The organism is Desulfobotulus sapovorans DSM 2055 (assembly GCF_059569355.1).
The window spans coordinates 135,746-151,287 of sequence record NZ_JCANVJ010000004.1; the positions used below are offsets into that span (position 1 = coordinate 135,746).

Annotated in this window: 11 protein-coding genes; 5 read left to right on the forward strand and 6 right to left on the reverse strand. The window is 54.9% G+C overall.

From position 1 onward, the window contains the following. Window positions 1–201: 201 nt before the first annotated feature. From BR04_RS05625 to epsC, 4 genes are all read right to left on the reverse strand, one after another. A complete protein-coding gene (locus tag BR04_RS05625) occupies window positions 202–435 on the reverse strand; it encodes a hypothetical protein (RefSeq protein WP_496355019.1) in 234 nt (77 codons plus the stop codon). A gap of 156 nt (window positions 436–591) precedes the next feature. Next, complete coding sequence (locus tag BR04_RS05630) at window positions 592–1,725, reverse strand: hypothetical protein (RefSeq protein ID WP_496355020.1); 1,134 nt, start codon at window positions 1,723–1,725, stop codon at window positions 592–594. 65 nt (window positions 1,726–1,790) lie between these two features. Beyond that, complete coding sequence (locus tag BR04_RS05635; protein ID WP_496355021.1) at window positions 1,791–3,170, reverse strand: TIGR01777 family oxidoreductase; 1,380 nt, start codon at window positions 3,168–3,170, stop codon at window positions 1,791–1,793. Beyond that, window positions 3,157–4,146, reverse strand: a complete 990-nt coding sequence (gene epsC / locus BR04_RS05640; RefSeq protein WP_496355022.1) for a serine O-acetyltransferase EpsC — start codon at window positions 4,144–4,146, stop codon at window positions 3,157–3,159. Before epsC ends, BR04_RS05635 begins: the two co-directional genes overlap by 14 nt. Window positions 4,147–4,427: 281 nt before the next feature. Between epsC and BR04_RS05645 the strand changes: the two genes are divergently transcribed. The 4 genes from BR04_RS05645 (at window position 4,428) to gdhA (ending at window position 11,722) form a co-directional block, all read left to right on the forward strand. After that, window positions 4,428–5,996, forward strand: coding sequence for a tetrathionate reductase family octaheme c-type cytochrome (locus tag BR04_RS05645; RefSeq protein WP_496355023.1), 1,569 nt, complete (start codon window positions 4,428–4,430; stop codon window positions 5,994–5,996). Then, entirely contained in the window at window positions 5,993–6,616 is a 624-nt protein-coding gene (locus BR04_RS05650) for a cytochrome b/b6 domain-containing protein (RefSeq protein WP_496355024.1), read from the forward strand. The genes BR04_RS05645 and BR04_RS05650 overlap by 4 nt, the downstream gene beginning before the upstream one ends. Window positions 6,617–6,806: 190 nt before the next feature. Beyond that, window positions 6,807–10,007 carry a carbamoyl-phosphate synthase large subunit gene (gene carB, locus BR04_RS05655; protein ID WP_496355025.1) on the forward strand — a complete coding sequence of 1,067 codons (3,201 nt, stop codon included), beginning with the start codon at window positions 6,807–6,809 and terminating at the stop codon, window positions 10,005–10,007. A 383-nt stretch (window positions 10,008–10,390) separates the two neighbouring features. Continuing rightward, window positions 10,391–11,722, forward strand: coding sequence for an NADP-specific glutamate dehydrogenase (gdhA, locus tag BR04_RS05660; protein WP_496355057.1), 1,332 nt, complete (start codon window positions 10,391–10,393; stop codon window positions 11,720–11,722). A 103-nt stretch (window positions 11,723–11,825) separates the two neighbouring features. Here gdhA and BR04_RS05665 read toward each other — a convergent pair whose 3' ends face one another. Together BR04_RS05665 and BR04_RS05670 are read right to left on the reverse strand one after the other, a co-directional pair. After that, window positions 11,826–12,281, reverse strand: coding sequence for a hypothetical protein (locus BR04_RS05665; protein WP_496355026.1), 456 nt, complete (start codon window positions 12,279–12,281; stop codon window positions 11,826–11,828). 120 nt (window positions 12,282–12,401) lie between these two features. Next, window positions 12,402–12,620, reverse strand: a complete 219-nt coding sequence (locus BR04_RS05670) for a hypothetical protein (protein ID WP_496355027.1) — start codon at window positions 12,618–12,620, stop codon at window positions 12,402–12,404. Between the two features lie 221 nt (window positions 12,621–12,841). On the opposite strand from BR04_RS05670, the gene glnD reads away from it, so the two are divergent. Further along, window positions 12,842–15,466: a [protein-PII] uridylyltransferase gene (gene glnD, locus BR04_RS05675; protein ID WP_496355028.1), complete on the forward strand. Its 2,625-nt coding sequence runs from the start codon at window positions 12,842–12,844 to the stop codon at window positions 15,464–15,466. Window positions 15,467–15,542 lie beyond the last annotated feature (76 nt).

Consider the following 15,542-nt stretch of genomic DNA (forward strand, 5'->3'; position numbering starts at 1 on the left):
TTCTTTCCTTTCTTCGGAAGTCTTGTTTGCCTCTGCAAGGGGCTTGCGGAGGCGTTTCTTTTTTAAACCAGTACATGAAGTGGTGACAAAACCTGGAGAGGTTTTTTTCAGGACTAAAAATATTTAGCGAGGACTATGGCAATACCACTGCGATGTTTGTCAATACAAAAAAGTTTCTTTATCTATTGAAACTCCAAAAACTCAGCCTTCTGCCTTTCCTTCCCGCATCATGCGGCATTCCATATCCCACTCCGGACAGACATCAGCCCTGGCAGCCTCGTATTTTAAAAGACACTCATGGCATTCCAGCTCCACATTGGGGACATCGGGAAACCGTTTCCGGAGTTCTTCCCTGGAGAGATTGGCAACGGCACTGCATCCGCACTGAGGGCAGGCCATGGTAACCCTGTAACGCTTCCGTTCTTTTTCCGTCATGGCGAATCTCCTTTTCAGAATCCGGTACAAAAACGTCTTGACTGAAAGAAAGCAAAAAATACGCCAACAAAATCGCTATGCCTTGAAGCCCCGCCCCTGCTCACTTCCGGATCTGAAAAAAAAACATAGTTTCTGTTTTTTCAGGACAGAGTTGTCTCAGATTTCCCGGGGAAGAACATCCTCCCTTCCGACCCCTGTCAGGCTCCTGGCACTGAAAAACAGAATTTCCAGAAGCACCGCATAGCCAAGGGTGGCGAGCACAGCGGCAAAGGGCGAAAAATACCCCAGAGGGGCCAGGACCAGTACCACCAGCCAGTGGGTGAGAATAAGACTGCGGGAATGCAGTTGTATGGGAAAATCCCTGTAGCGCATGATCACAACCAGACCGCTGAGATTCCACCCGTAGAGAGAAGCGAAGCTGTGCATTTTTAAAAGGATCTTACCGGTTTCCGGGGTATAGAAGGAGGTCATTTCAAGGAGGATGTAGGCGATACCGCTGATACCCGTAAACACAAGAAAAAACATGCCCGAGGTGAGAAAGGCCTTTTCCTGGGCCTGTCTGCGATCCTGGAGAAAGAGGATAAGAATGAGCAGTACGGCTCCGAAAAGCACAAGGGAGATAAAAAGCTGAAGAGAGGGCCATTCAAAAAGGATGAAGAAAAAAAAGAGGATGACTCCGAGATTGACAGACCAGAAACCGATATTTTTCAGCACCCGCGTGATCCGAACCCGGTTGTCACCGATAAGGCGGAACATGACGCTCATGGTGATGAGGGAAACGGGAAAGGAAAATCCCAGAAAAAAGGTGTTCAGGGTAAGTTTTTCCATGGAAATCCAGTTGCCGTAACTTTCATTGAACATCACGGGAACGGAAATGAAAAGGCCCATGGAAAGACAAAGCAGAGACGCCTGATGAAACTTCCGGGAAACGGGTACCCGATTTCTGAAAAAATCCATGGGGAAAAAAGAAAACATCCGGATTCTTTCCGATTCTACCAGAAGGGCGAGGAGAAGGGCACAGGCCATGGCAGGCAGATACCGTTCCAGAAAGGCTGAGACGGCAAAGCTAAGGCTGAGAATCAAAAAGGCGGGAATGCCAGGGCCGGGTGGCAGTTCCCTCCGGGTATAAAAAAGGATGAGGCTGCCACCGCTGCACAGGTTGAAAAGAAAAATGTGCAGGCGTTCAAAGTCATAGGGAAGGGCATCCCCTGGAACAAAAAGATGAAAAAATCCAAAGGCCATGGCCAGCATCATCAGCAGGGTGATGCTGCGCCTATAAAAAGATGTCATGAACCCCCTCATTGCACAGTTTGAAAATAAGGTCGCGTTGCTTCAACCGGATGAGCGAATCCTCATCATGGGCGATCCGCTCCTCCGGCTTCAGTTCCCAGCAGCATGGTCAGGGCACTTTCAAGGTCTGGATAACGGAAACGAAAACCTGCCGCCTCCAGTTTTGCGGGAAGAACACGGGCGCTGGTCAGAATCACCTCCCGCCCCATCTCTCCCAGAAAAAGCTGAAGCATCTCCCGGGGCATACGCAGCACTGCGGGCCGGTGCAGAATCCGTCCCAGAGTACGCGCAAACGCTTCCGCCCTGACGGGCTGGGGAGCCGTAAGATTCACAGGCCCTGAAATTCCCGGCGTCTGCACAAGAAAACGAATGGCCCGCACCAGATCTTCCATGGCAATCCAGCTCATCCAGCCCTGTCCCCTGCCGATGACACCCCCAAGCCCCATGGAAAACAGGGGATAGAGCCGGGCCAGTGCCCCGCCCCTCGGGCTTAAGCCAATACCGATGCGCAGGCAGATGACAGAACAGATATCCTGCACAGCCATGGCCTCTTCCTCCCAGCTCTGGCAGACCCCTGCCAGAAAGCCCTCCCCTCTGCCATCCGACTCTCGGAGGCTGCTTCCTTTACGGTTACCATAGTAACCAATGGCCGAAGCGGAAAGAAAAACCTGGGGCGGCGTATGGGCCTTGCGAATGGCCTGGGCGAGAAAACGGGTTCCCTGGATGCGGCTCCGGAGAATACGGGCCTTTTTTTCCGGTGTCCAGCCCCCTTCACCAATGGGTTCGCCTCCGAGGTGGAGTACGACGTCAATACCTTCGAGAAGACCGGGATCCGCCTCTCCTTTTTCCGGATTCCAGAAACGGGTATGAGGAATCCCCCTTTTACGAACCAGGGGAACCAGACGGTGGCCTGCCGTACTCAGGGCGGGCATGAGACTTTCCGCCACAAGACCGGAACTGCCGCTGATGAGGATGCTCAGGGGGCGGACAGGAGGGGCGGAGAGGTCCTCCCGGAGAATGGCATGGCGATACGCAAAGAAACGCTTCAGGCGTTTTTCCACCTGCTTTCCAGCGAGGATGTCCCCAAGACATCCTCCGGGCAGGGCAAAACGCAGCACGTCCTCCATGCGGCACCCTTCGGCGTCGGGATGAAAAAAATGGCTGTGCTCCCAGAGGGCAAAGGGCCCCTGGGTCTGCACGTCCTTAAAAAAAAGGGGGGGCTGGCTTGCCACATGCCTTCCTTCCCAGACCAGCTTCAAAGGCCCCGCTGGAATACGCATGGAAACCCGGCCTCCCGCCTCAATGCCGCCCTCCCGCTGCACCTTCTCGGGCCAGGCCCAGGGCGGACTCAGACGCAAAAGCGCCTCTTTTTGCGTATGCCAGTGAAACACCCTTTCAGGAGAAAGGGGCAGCCGGGTTTCCCTGCGGAGTTCACGTACATTCATGGGAAGACTTTCCTTGCCTGGGCTGGGCACCCGAAGTCCTGTAGCTGAGTCTGGGGGCTTCCATCACCACCAGGGTATCCGGAGGCACGGACTCGGTGAGCCAGACATTCCCACCGATGATGCTGCGTGCGCCGATCACCGTATCCCCTCCGAGGATGGTGGTGCCTGCGTAGATAATGACATCATCCTCAATGGTGGGATGCCGTTTTCTACCCCGCAGCCGGTTTCCCGCATCCGGAGGCAGAGAGAGGGCTCCCAGGGTAACCCCCTGATACAGGCGGACATTGACCCCGATGGTGGTGGTTTCCCCGATGACCACACCCGTGCCGTGATCAATGGCAAAACGCTCCCCAATGATGGCTCCGGGGTGGATATCAATTCCCGTAACGCTGTGGGCGTATTCGGTCATGATTCTGGGGATAAAGGGAATCTGATCCTGGTAAAGAATGTGGGCCATGCGCTGCACGGCAATGGCAAAGATGCCCGGATAGGAAAAAATAATTTCATCATGACTTGTGGCCGCAGGATCCCCATCATAGGCGGCATGGACATCCGTCGCCAGGATACGACGCAGTTCAGGAATGGCCTTGAAAAGTCTGCGGGCCGTTTCATAGCCCTGTTCATTGCAGTGGGAGCAGGGCTGATCGTAGCGGAAACAATCGTGGCGCAGGCTGTGGATGATCTGCTGCGCCATGGTGTCAAAAAGCCGGGAGACACTGTGTCCGATCTTGTACCGCAGATTGGTGGCATCCAGGGTTTCCCGGCTGAAGTACCCCGGGAAAATCAGCTTCTGAAGCGCATGAACAATGGCAACCACCTCCGTTCTGGAGGGAATGGGCTCATGGTTGATATGGGTAAAGCTCCCCGGTTCCTCACAGGAGCGGATAATGGCTTCTGTGATATCAGGAATTTCTTCCCGGAAAACAAGGGCGACGCTGGGCTTCGACTTGCAGACTTTTTCATCGGAAAGGTGCATGGCGTTTTTTCCCGGGGCTGGAGGGTGGCAGGCTGTACAGATCCGGATCAGAATAGTGCTCTTTTACGGTACAGGCAAGCCTAAGGCAGGGATCCGGACAGAAGCGGAAACAAAAATACTTTCCCGTTTCCTTTTCTTGCCTTCCGGCTTTCATTACGTGTATGGTTTTACAAAACAAAAACATAACAAATACCCCTTCTCTTTTTTTGTAACCTTTTTCAGGCGCCGGGTTTCCCTTTGGCAAAGCACCCCCACCCAAACGGATATAGAAGGAGGATCACATGAAAAAAAAAGGTATGGGCTGGGCATCTGTCCTGGCCCTGCTCTTGTCCCTGCCTGCCTGGGCCAGCCCCCCTGGTACCACGGCGGATCACAGCCGTTTTACGCAATTGCACCAGCCCTTCCGCTCCGGCCCGGAAGTCACAAAGGCCTGTCTCGGCTGCCACAATGAAGCGGGAAACCAGTTCATGAAAACCATCCACTGGACCTGGATCTGTCCCCATTCTGAAGATGAAAGCCTGGGCAAAGCGGGAAAATCCCTGAACAATTTCTGTATCAGTATCCCCGGTAACGAAGCCCGCTGCACCTCCTGTCACGCGGGCTACGGGTGGAAAGATGCGTCCTTTGATTTCAGCAAGGAGGAGAACATTGATTGTCTCGTCTGCCATGAACAGACGGGAAGCTATGAAAAATATCCTTCCGGTGCGGGCCATCCCGTGGACAAGTCCACCCGTTTTCCCGAAAATGGCAAGGTCTTCGAGCCGCCGGACTGGAATACGGCCGCCCAGAGTGTGGCCAGACCCAGCCGGGACAACTGTGGCGTCTGCCATTTTTACGGTGGCGGCGGCGACGGTGTGAAGCATGGGGATCTGGATTCCTCCCTCTTTAACCCGTCCAGGGAGCTTGATGTGCATATGTCTGCGGAGGGCGGGAATTTTTCCTGTACCCGCTGCCATACCACCGTAGCCCATAAGGTGGCAGGCCGCTGCTACCAGACGCCTGCGGTTCAGGAACACAAGAGCCTCCTGGAAGACGATCAGACTGCCCGTATTACCTGTGTGGCCTGTCATGGCGACAGCCCCCATGAAAATACGGCCAAACTCAATGACCATACGGACAAGGTGGCCTGTCAGACCTGCCACATCCCCGCCTTTGCCCGGGAGCTGCCCACCAAGATGTTCTGGGACTGGTCTCAGGCCGGACGGATGCAGGATGGCAAACCCTATAAAGAAAAAGGGGCTCTGGACAGAACCGTCTATGACAGCAAAAAGGGGGTGTTTGAATGGGCAAAGAATGTGGTACCGGAATATGCTTGGTTCAGGGGCGTGATCCGGAACACCCTGGTCACGGATACCCTGGATCCGTCCAGCGTTGTGGGGGTGAATTTTGTGGACACAGCCCCCGATGAGCCGGGAGCCAGAATTTATCCCTTCAAAGTACACCGGGGTGTGCAGCCCTATGATGCGGAGCTGAAAACCCTTGTCTTCCCCAAACTCTTTGGCCCAAAGGGCAGCGGTGCCTACTGGGCTGACTTTAACTGGGAAAAAGCCGTAGCCCAGGGCATGGCGGCTGCGGGACTTCCCTTCAGTGGCAAGGTGGGCTTTGTGGAGACCACCTTCCGTTATCCCATCACCCACATGGTGCCCCCTAAGGAGAAGGCCCTTTCCTGCGCGGAATGCCATGTCCGTGACGGCAGTCGCCTTGCAGGGATTGGCGGGGTCTACATGCCGGGCCGGGACAGCGGCGGGCCCCTGTCGCAGGCAGGCTGGATACTGACCGCTCTTTCCGTATTGGGCGTGGGGGTTCATGCCCTTGGACGCACATTGGGCCGAGGAGGAAAAAAACCATGAAAAAAATTTACCTCTATACGCGGTTTGAACGTTTCTGGCACTGGGCCCAGGCCCTTCTCATCTGCGCCCTGCTCTGGACGGGCTTTGCCGTACACGGGGATCTTCCCTGGCCGGATTTCAAAACCGCTGTGACCTGGCACAATCGGCTGGGTATTTCCTGGCTGATTCTTTTCGCCTTCATTCTTTTCTGGGAAGCCACCACCGGAGAATGGAGACACTACATTCCCACCACCCGCAAACTGGTTTCTGTCATCCGGTATTATCTCGTAGGTATTTTCCGGGGAGAAGCCCATCCTGTAGCCAAGACGGCGGAAGCCAAACACAACCCCCTTCAGCGGCTCACCTATCTCGGAGTGGCCATTGCCATTGTGCCGGTTCAGGTTCTCACAGGACTTCTGTACTGGGTCTACAATGACTGGCATCTTGCGGGTTTTTCCATGGATCTCGGCCTTCTTGCCCTTCTGCATCTGGCCGGAGCCTTTCTCTTTCTCATGTTTGTGGTGATCCATGTGTACATGATCACCACAGGCCACACCCCCCTTGCCCATCTGAAGGCCATGATCAGCGGATGGGAGGAGGTGCATGGGGAAAAATCTGCTTCCGGAAAAACTGCGGAATGAAATGGGAGCAGATCCGGTTTAGGTGAATGGTGAAAAAGGCTGCAAATGCAGGAAGGTATCCGGGGTCGCAGGCAGTTCGGCGCACTCCGGATACGTTTTTGTATGTATTTGCGGATTTTTTGAAAGTCTGCCATATTGCGCCCGAAAAAATGGCCTTCATTTCCCTTTTTCCCTTCCAAGGAGGATACCTATGCCAAAACGGCACGATGTTCATAAGGTGCTCATCATCGGTTCCGGCCCCATCATCATTGGCCAGGCCTGTGAGTTTGACTATTCCGGCACCCAGGCCTGCAAGGCGCTGCGGGCCCTGGGCTACAAAATTGTACTGGTCAACTCCAACCCCGCCACCATCATGACGGATCCCGCTATGGCGGACGCCACCTATATTGAGCCGCTGAATGTGGAAAGCCTCCGGGAAATCATCAAAAAAGAGCGGCCTGACGCCCTGCTGCCCAACCTCGGTGGTCAGACAGCCCTGAACCTCTCTTCGGATCTGGCTGAAGCAGGAATCCTTGCCCAGTACGGGGTGAAGGTCATCGGTGTGAACCTCGATGCCATCAAGCGGGGGGAAGACCGGGATACCTTTAAGAAAACCATGGCCACCATCGGCATTGAAACCGCAAAAAGTGAGGTGGTCACCACCCTGGAAGAGGCCATGGCCACGGTGGAACGCATGGGGCTTCCCGTGGTGGTGCGTCCTGCGTATACCATGGGCGGAACGGGTGGTGGTTTTGCCTATAATATGGAAGAGTTCGAAAATATTGTCAGCCGGGGACTGGCGGCCAGCCCCGTGCGTCAGGTACTCATCGAAGAGTCCGTCCGGGGCTGGGAAGAGCTGGAACTGGAAGTGGTTCGGGATGCCAAAGGACAGAAGATCACGATCTGCTTCATTGAAAACGTGGACGCCATGGGTGTGCATACGGGGGACTCCTTCTGCACGGCCCCCATGCTGACCATCGAAAAGGCTCTTCAGGAAAAATTGCAGGACTACGCCTACCGCATTGTGGATGCCATTGAGGTCATTGGCGGTACCAACGTACAGTTCGCCCATGACCCGGAAACGGGCCGGGTGGTGGTGATTGAAATCAACCCCCGCACCTCCAGATCCTCGGCCCTGGCCTCCAAGGCTACAGGCTTTCCCATTGCCCTGATTTCCGCCATGCTGGCCTCAGGCCTCACCCTGGATGAAATTCCCTACTGGCGGGACGGTACTCTGGAACGCTACACCCCCTCGGGCGACTATGTGGTGGTGAAATTCGCCCGCTGGGCCTTTGAAAAATTTGCAGGCGTACATGACCGTCTCGGTACCCAGATGCGGGCCGTGGGTGAGGTCATGAGCATCGGAAAAAACTTCAAGGAAGCCCTGCACAAAGCCATCCGTTCCCTTGAAATTGGCCGCTACGGTCTGGGCTTTGCGAAAAATTTCCATGAAAAAAGCCTGGAAGCCCTCATGGAACTTCTGGTGGAACCTTCCAGCGAACGCTATTTCATTCTGTATGAGGCCTTACGTAAGGGCGCGGATCTGGAAAACCTGCACCGGGTCACCCATGTGAAGCGCTGGTTCCTCCAGCAGATCAAAGAGCTTGTGGATCTGGAAGAAAAAATCCTCGGACACAAAGGCCATCTTCTGCCTGATCCCCTCCTCATCCAGGCGAAAAAGGACGGATTTGCAGACAGGTATCTGGCAAAACTTCTGGCCATTCCGGAAGAAAAAATCCGGGAGCAGCGCAGAAAGCTGGGCCTGAAGTCCGGATGGGAGGCTGTACCCGTAAGCGGCGTTGAAAATGCAGCCTATTATTATTCCACCTACCATGCAACAGACACCGTGCCCGTTTCTTCCCGCAAAAAGGTGATGGTACTGGGCGGCGGGCCCAACCGCATCGGCCAGGGCATCGAGTTCGACTACTGCTGCGTGCACACGGCCTTTGCCCTGAAGGATGCGGGGTATGAGACCATCATGGTCAACTGCAATCCCGAGACCGTATCCACGGACTATGACACCTCGGACAAGCTCTATTTTGAACCCCTTACGGTGGAAGACGTGCTGTCCATCTATGAAAAGGAAGGCTGCGAGGGCGTTGTGGTGCAGTTCGGCGGTCAGACACCGCTCAATATCGCAAGGGAGCTGGAGACCGCAGGCGTCCCCATTCTGGGAACCCCGCCTTCCACCATCGACATGGCCGAAGACCGGGCGCTTTTCAACGCCATGATGCAGCGTCTCGGCATTCCCCAGCCGGACTCCGGCATGGCGGCCACGGAAGAAGAAGCCATCGCCATTGCAGAACGCATCGGCTATCCCCTCATGGTACGGCCCTCCTATGTGCTGGGCGGACGGGCCATGGAAGTGGTGCATGATGAAAGCACGCTCAAGGAGTATCTGCAGAAAGCCGTGGATGTTTCTCCGGAGCGGCCCATTCTCATCGACCGTTTCCTTGAAAACGCCACGGAAGCAGAGGCGGATGCCATCTGTGACGGCCAGAATGCCTTTGTGCCTGCGGTGATGGAGCACATCGAAATGGCGGGCGTGCATTCCGGGGATTCCGCCTGCGTGATTCCCCCCGTTTCCATCCCCCCCCGCCATGTTGAGACCATCGAAGCCTATACCCGAAAAATCGCCGTAGAGATGGGCGTTGTGGGACTCATGAACATCCAGTACGCCATTGCCGATGATACGGTCTATATTCTCGAAGCCAATCCCAGGGCCAGCCGCACCGTGCCTCTCGTTTCCAAGGTCTGCGCCATTCCCATGGCCCGCCTTGCCGTTCGGGCCATGCTGGGAGAAAAGATAGGGGATATGGGTCTGAAACCCGCAGTGTATTCCCATTTCGGGGTCAAGGAGGCGGTCTTCCCCTTCTCCATGTTCCCGGAGGTGGATCCCATACTGGGCCCCGAAATGCGCTCCACCGGCGAAGTGCTGGGGCTTGCCCATTCTCCGGGACTTGCCTTTTTCAAGGCAGAAGAAGCCGCCAACGCCTCCCTTCCCCTGGAAGGGACAGTGCTCATCACCGTGGCGGAACAGGACAAAAAGGATATTCTGGAGGCAGCCCGTCTTTTCCACACCCTGGGTTTCCGGATTCTTGCCACACGGGGCTCCCAGGCCTTTCTTACGAAAAACGCCATTCCTGCGGAGCTGATCCTCAAGCTCCATGAGGGCCGTCCCCACATTGCCGATGCCATTAAAAACAACGAGATCCAGCTTCTGGTGAACACGCCCTCCGGAAGGCAAAGCCAGCACGATGATTCCTATATCCGCAAGGCTGCCATCCGCTTCAAGGTACCCTATATCACCACCCCGGCTGCGGCCCTGGCTGCGGCAAAGGGGATTGCCGCACGCAGGGAAGGCAAGGAGGCGGTACAGAGCCTTCAGGCATTCCACGCAGAAATGGGCTGATTCTTACTTTTTTGGCTTTTATGCCATAAAATCCCAAGCCCCTGTGTGTCGGACAGAGGCATCTGTATAAAAAAACCTGTTGTTAAGCCTTGTTGGGTTCCCTGCAAAGAAGTTTTTTGCAGGGAACCCTTTTTTATTCTGTTTTTCCCAAACAGGGCACAACAACGAATCAAGCATCAAAATATTGATTTTTAACGAAATACAAAATTTTATCACGGCAAGACAAAAAAAGTATCATGTAAATCTGTACAAAAAAATTCAAAAATGTTAGGTTCGCCCGCTGTCAAACAACGTTATTCACCATAAAACGGCGGGGAAATTCCGGCAGAACGCTGCGGGAACGAAAGCTGCCCAAAAAGGAGATGGGAATGGGAAACGCCTATATTCAGGACGTGCTGAACCAGGTAAAAACCAGAAGTGGACATGAGCCCGAGTTCCTTCAGGCTGTGCATGAAGTGCTTGAAAGCCTTGAGCCTGTTGTATCTGAGATGCCGGAGATCCAGGAAAACGCCATTCTGGAGCGCGTTACGGAACCGGAGCGGGTCATCATTTTCCGGGTGCCCTGGGTGAACGATGCAGGCAAGGTCTGTGTGAACCGGGGCTTCCGGGTTCAGTTCAACAGCGCCATCGGCCCCTACAAGGGCGGCCTTCGCTTCCATTCTTCGGTAAATCTTTCAATTTTGAAATTTCTTGGCTTTGAGCAGGTCTTCAAAAACAGTCTGACCACCCTGCCCATGGGCGGCGGAAAGGGTGGTTCCGACTTCCATCCCCATGGCAAGAGCGAAGGCGAAATCATGCGCTTCTGCCAGAGCTTCATGACCGAACTCTACCGCCACATCGGCCCGGATACCGACGTTCCCGCTGGCGATATCGGCGTAGGCGGTCGCGAAGTCGGCTATATGTTCGGCCAGTACAAGCGTATTGTGAATCACTTCACCGGCGTTCTGACCGGCAAGGGAATTCCCTTCGGTGGTTCTCTCATCCGTCCCGAAGCCACAGGCTACGGCTGCGTTTATTTTGCGGAAAACATGCTGGCCCAGAAGGGCGATGGCTTCAAAGGCAAGGTCTGCTCCATCTCCGGTTCCGGCAACGTGGCCCAGTACACGGCGGAAAAACTCCTGGAGCTGGGTGCCAAGCCCGTAACCTTCTCCGATTCCAACGGCTTCATCTATGACGCAGACGGCATTGATGCTGAAAAACTGGCCTTTGTCATGGAACTGAAGAACGTAAAACGGGGCCGCATTCAGGAATACCTCAAGAAATACCCCAAGGCCACCTTCACCCCCGGCGAACGTCCCTGGAGTGTTCCTGTGGACTGCGCCTTCCCCTCCGCCACCCAGAACGAAGTTTCCGGAGAAGAGGCCGCCCTCCTGGTCAAGAACGGCTGCAAAGTGGTGGCTGAAGGGGCCAACATGCCCAGCACCCCGGAAGCCGTGGATGTCTTCCTGGCCAACAAAGTGCTCTATGGGCCCGGCAAGGCGGCCAATGCTGGCGGTGTTGCCACCTCCGGCCTGGAAATGACCCAGAACTCCATGCGTCTTTCCTGGAGCCGCGAAGAAGTGGACGCCAAGCTCAAGGGCATCATGAAGAGCATCCATGACAATGCCTGGGATGCGGCCAAGCAGTTCGGTGACGAAGGCAACTATGTCAAAGGTGCCAACATCGCAGGCTTCATCAAGGTGGCCAAAGCCATGATCGCTCAGGGTGTCATCTGATCCTTCGCCCCTGATCTTCCCCGGCTTTGCATAAAATAAAAAAAGGGTGGTTTTCCCATACAGGAAGACCACCCTTTTTTACATACCATGCCCCTGCTGCCGCTCAGAGCACCTGAACCACTTCCGTCTCAACTTCAAAGGGAACATAATGGGCACGGACGGCCAGGGTACCCATCCTTGCCGACTGCTCGGTATGAAAATCAAAATCCTGAAGTTTTGCGTAAAAATCCTCAAACACCGAGGGCTCGGCGTCCAGATACAGCCCCCAGCCCTCATCCAGCCCGTAGAAATGGCCAAAATGCTGGGTCATGAGAAAAAGACAGGCTGCGGAAAGATAGTGACAGCGGGTTTCCCTGTACAGTTCCGGATAAAATTTACTGACATGAATTTCATGGGAAAAGGCATTGATGGAAAGGGTCAGCTCCTTTGAAATTTCTTTTCCATCCTCACGGCGTTGCAGGGCGTAGTGCATACAGCAGTCTTCAGCATGACAGACAAGACAGAAACGTTTCAGAAGACGCGGAATCTGGGCTTGCATGAAAGGGGAGAGGGGTTCCATGGACAACCTCGGCCTTGGGGTTTCGGGAAAGCGGCAAATAAAACAGGCTGGCCCCTCTGCCGGGTCATGGACGTTTTATGCCTTTTTTGGGGCTTGCCATATACCCCGAATCCTGAAAGGTCAAGCCATCCGTCGGGCACTTTTGATAAGCCCCTCCCCTGTTGTTGCTAAAAATCCCAGCGCCCCCCCAACAAGACTGTCAATACCACCATGCTCCGCCACGGCCCGTGGATCTGTGATGAGGCGCAGCGTCAGCATCCATGGGGCGGACAGCGGGCCAGCATCCGAGGGGCGGATTGAGGGATCCCGTTTTGAGGCTTGCCTTCTCCCCCAAATCATGAGAGGTCAGGCCGTCCATGGGATATTTTTCCAGGGCTTCCCAGGCATGGAAACAAAAATGTCATTTTCCTCTCCCTGTGTTCTTACATTTTTGAAGTGAATCCACAGAAAGCCCTCCGCCTTAAAAATAAAATAAATACTATAGTTTCAATATTTTATGAAATAAAAAGCAATGTGGCACATACCTTGCTTTTAGTATACGCCAGAAAGGTGATGCGACCATGACAAAAGACAAGTCCCCCCAAAATTTATCCGCAGTCCGGGTCTTGCAGGAAAGGCGCAGGGCGCTGATCCAGGAATACCTGGAGGGTCAGGCCGATGATTTTCTTGTCCGCCATGCCGCCCTTATTGATGCGTATTTCTGGGAGAGCTTTACCCGCAGTGATGTGGGGCCCCGCATGGGCATTGACCGCAATCCCTATGCCATCATCGCCCTGGGCGGATACGGCCGCATGGAGCAGTGCATCCATTCCGATGTGGACATCCTCTTTCTCTTTGAAAATGAAGTCCCCGAAACCGCCGAAGCCCTGATCCAGGAAGTGATCTATCCCCTCTGGGATATCGGCCTTGAGGTGGGCCATGCCACCCGCGCCATTGACGAATGCCTCCACCTCGCCTCCCAGGATCTTGAGGTGCTGACGGCCATTCTGGACGCCCGCTTTATCTGCGGCATGTCACCTCTGTTCATGACCCTCATGGAAAAACTCCGGGCCCGCTTTGTGGTCTCCCATCCCAAAAAAATCATGGGCTGGCTGGTGGAGGGCAACCGCAAACGCCATGAGCAGTTCGGGGATTCCACCCATCTTCTGGAGCCGAACCTCAAGCTGGGACAGGGGGGCTTAAGGGATTACCACACCATGCTCTGGCTGGGCCGGGTAAAATTTCACCTGAAAGAACCCAGAGATCTCGAATACAACGGCTACCTTTCCTGGGAAGAATTTCATCATCTGAAAAACGCCCTGGCCTTTATCTGGAAGGTGCGCAACCACCTGCACCACATCACGGGCAGAAAGTGTGACCAGCTGTACTTTGAGCATCAGATACGTCTTGCCGAAACCCTGGGCTTTGCCGCAGAGGACGGTATGACGGCGGTGGAACGTTTTCTGGGTGCCCTGCACATGGAAATGGATTTCATCAAACAGCACCTGCTCATGCTCTTAGATGAGGTGGGACACGAACAGAAACTGGGCCTGAAACGCAGGTATCACAAAAACACAAAAATTCCCGGTCTGGTGGTGCACAAGGGAATGCTGGGCTTTGATGACATCAAGACCGTCCTGAAACAGCCGGAACTGCTCATGGCCATCTTTCAGGAAAGCGGTGCGAAACGCCTGCCCCTTTCCGCAGAGGCCAAGCGCATTGTGCGGGAAATGGGCTACCTTCTCGATACGGCGCTCTGCTCTCGCAGGGATGTGGTCAAGATGTTTGAAAAAATTCTGGCCATTCCGGCCTTTGACTACCACCCCCTGAACGAAATGCAGGCCACAGGGCTTCTGACCCGGCTGATTCCGGAGTTCGCCTCCATTATCAGCCGTATCCAGTACAACAAGTATCACCTCTATCCTGTCGCCAAGCATTCCCTGCGTACGGTGCAGACCACCGCAGGTTTTTCCTTAAGTCCGGATCAGATTTCCCTGACCCATGGCAAGCTCTATCACGAGACCTTCCAGGAGATCAAAAACAAGCGTCTCCTGCTCTGGGGAGCCCTGCTCCACGACATCGGCAAGGGGGTTTCCAGTGAGGATCACAGCAGCGCTGGAGCCGAAAGAACCCGGCTGATCCTCAGCCGTCTGGGCCTGCGCTCGGATTATGTGGACACCGTTATCTTTCTTGTACAGGAACACCTTTTTCTCATCAAAGCCGCCACACGCCGGGACATCAACGATGAAGAGACGGTCATCGCCTGTGCCATGAAAATCCGGGAACCGGAACGCCTGCGCATGCTCTTTCTCCTGACCGTTGCGGATTCCGTATCCACCGGCCCCAAGGCCTGGAACGACTGGACGGCAAGCCTGCTCACCAGCCTCTATTTCAAAATTCTGAAAATGCTGGAAAAGGGCGATCTTGCCGACGAAAGGGCCGTGGACCGCATTGAGGAAAAACAGTATCGCATTCTGGAAGAAGCATCGGATACCGAGTACCCGGTCATGAAAACCCTCATCACGGGAATGCCGCCCGCCTACCTGCTGGAGCTTTCCGTGGCGGACATCCGCACCCATCTGCGCCTGAGGATGCAACGGAGCGACGCCTCCTTTGCCTGGCATATTGAACGCTGCCCGGACGCCAATCTCCGCAGGGTGCTCATCCATGCCGAAGACAAGCCCGGATTCTTTTCCAGAGCCGCAGGGGCCTTCACCCTGAACCGCATTGATATCCTCGATGCCCGCATCTACGGCTGGAAGGACGGATCCGCAGCCAACCTCTTCATCCTCAAGCCCCCGCCAGATCAGATGTTTGAGGAGGAAGTCTGGGAAAAGACCAGAAAAGATCTTGCAGATCTTCTCAGCGGCAGAATCGAAATCGGCTCCATCGCGGCAAGCCCTCCGGTGATCCGCTCCCGAAAAGGCCTGCCCGTGGAGCCGCCGGTGATCCGCATCGACAACGAGAGTTCCAGCTTCTACACCATTGTGGAAGTACATACCTACGATTTTCCGGGACTGCTGTTCCGGCTGACCAGCGCACTTTTCCGGTGCAGACTGGATGTCAAAAGCGCCAAAATCGCCACCAAGGTGGATCAGGTGGTGGATGTGTTCTACGTCCGGGATTTTGACGGAGAAAAGATGGATTCACCGGAGCAGGAAGCCCTGATCCGGCAGACGGTGCGCAACGTTCTGCCCGATGCATGAGCCAGGTTTCAGAATCCATCCGGATACGCTAACCCCTCAGAAAGGAGGGAAAAAGATGGGCTGTTCAACCCTGACC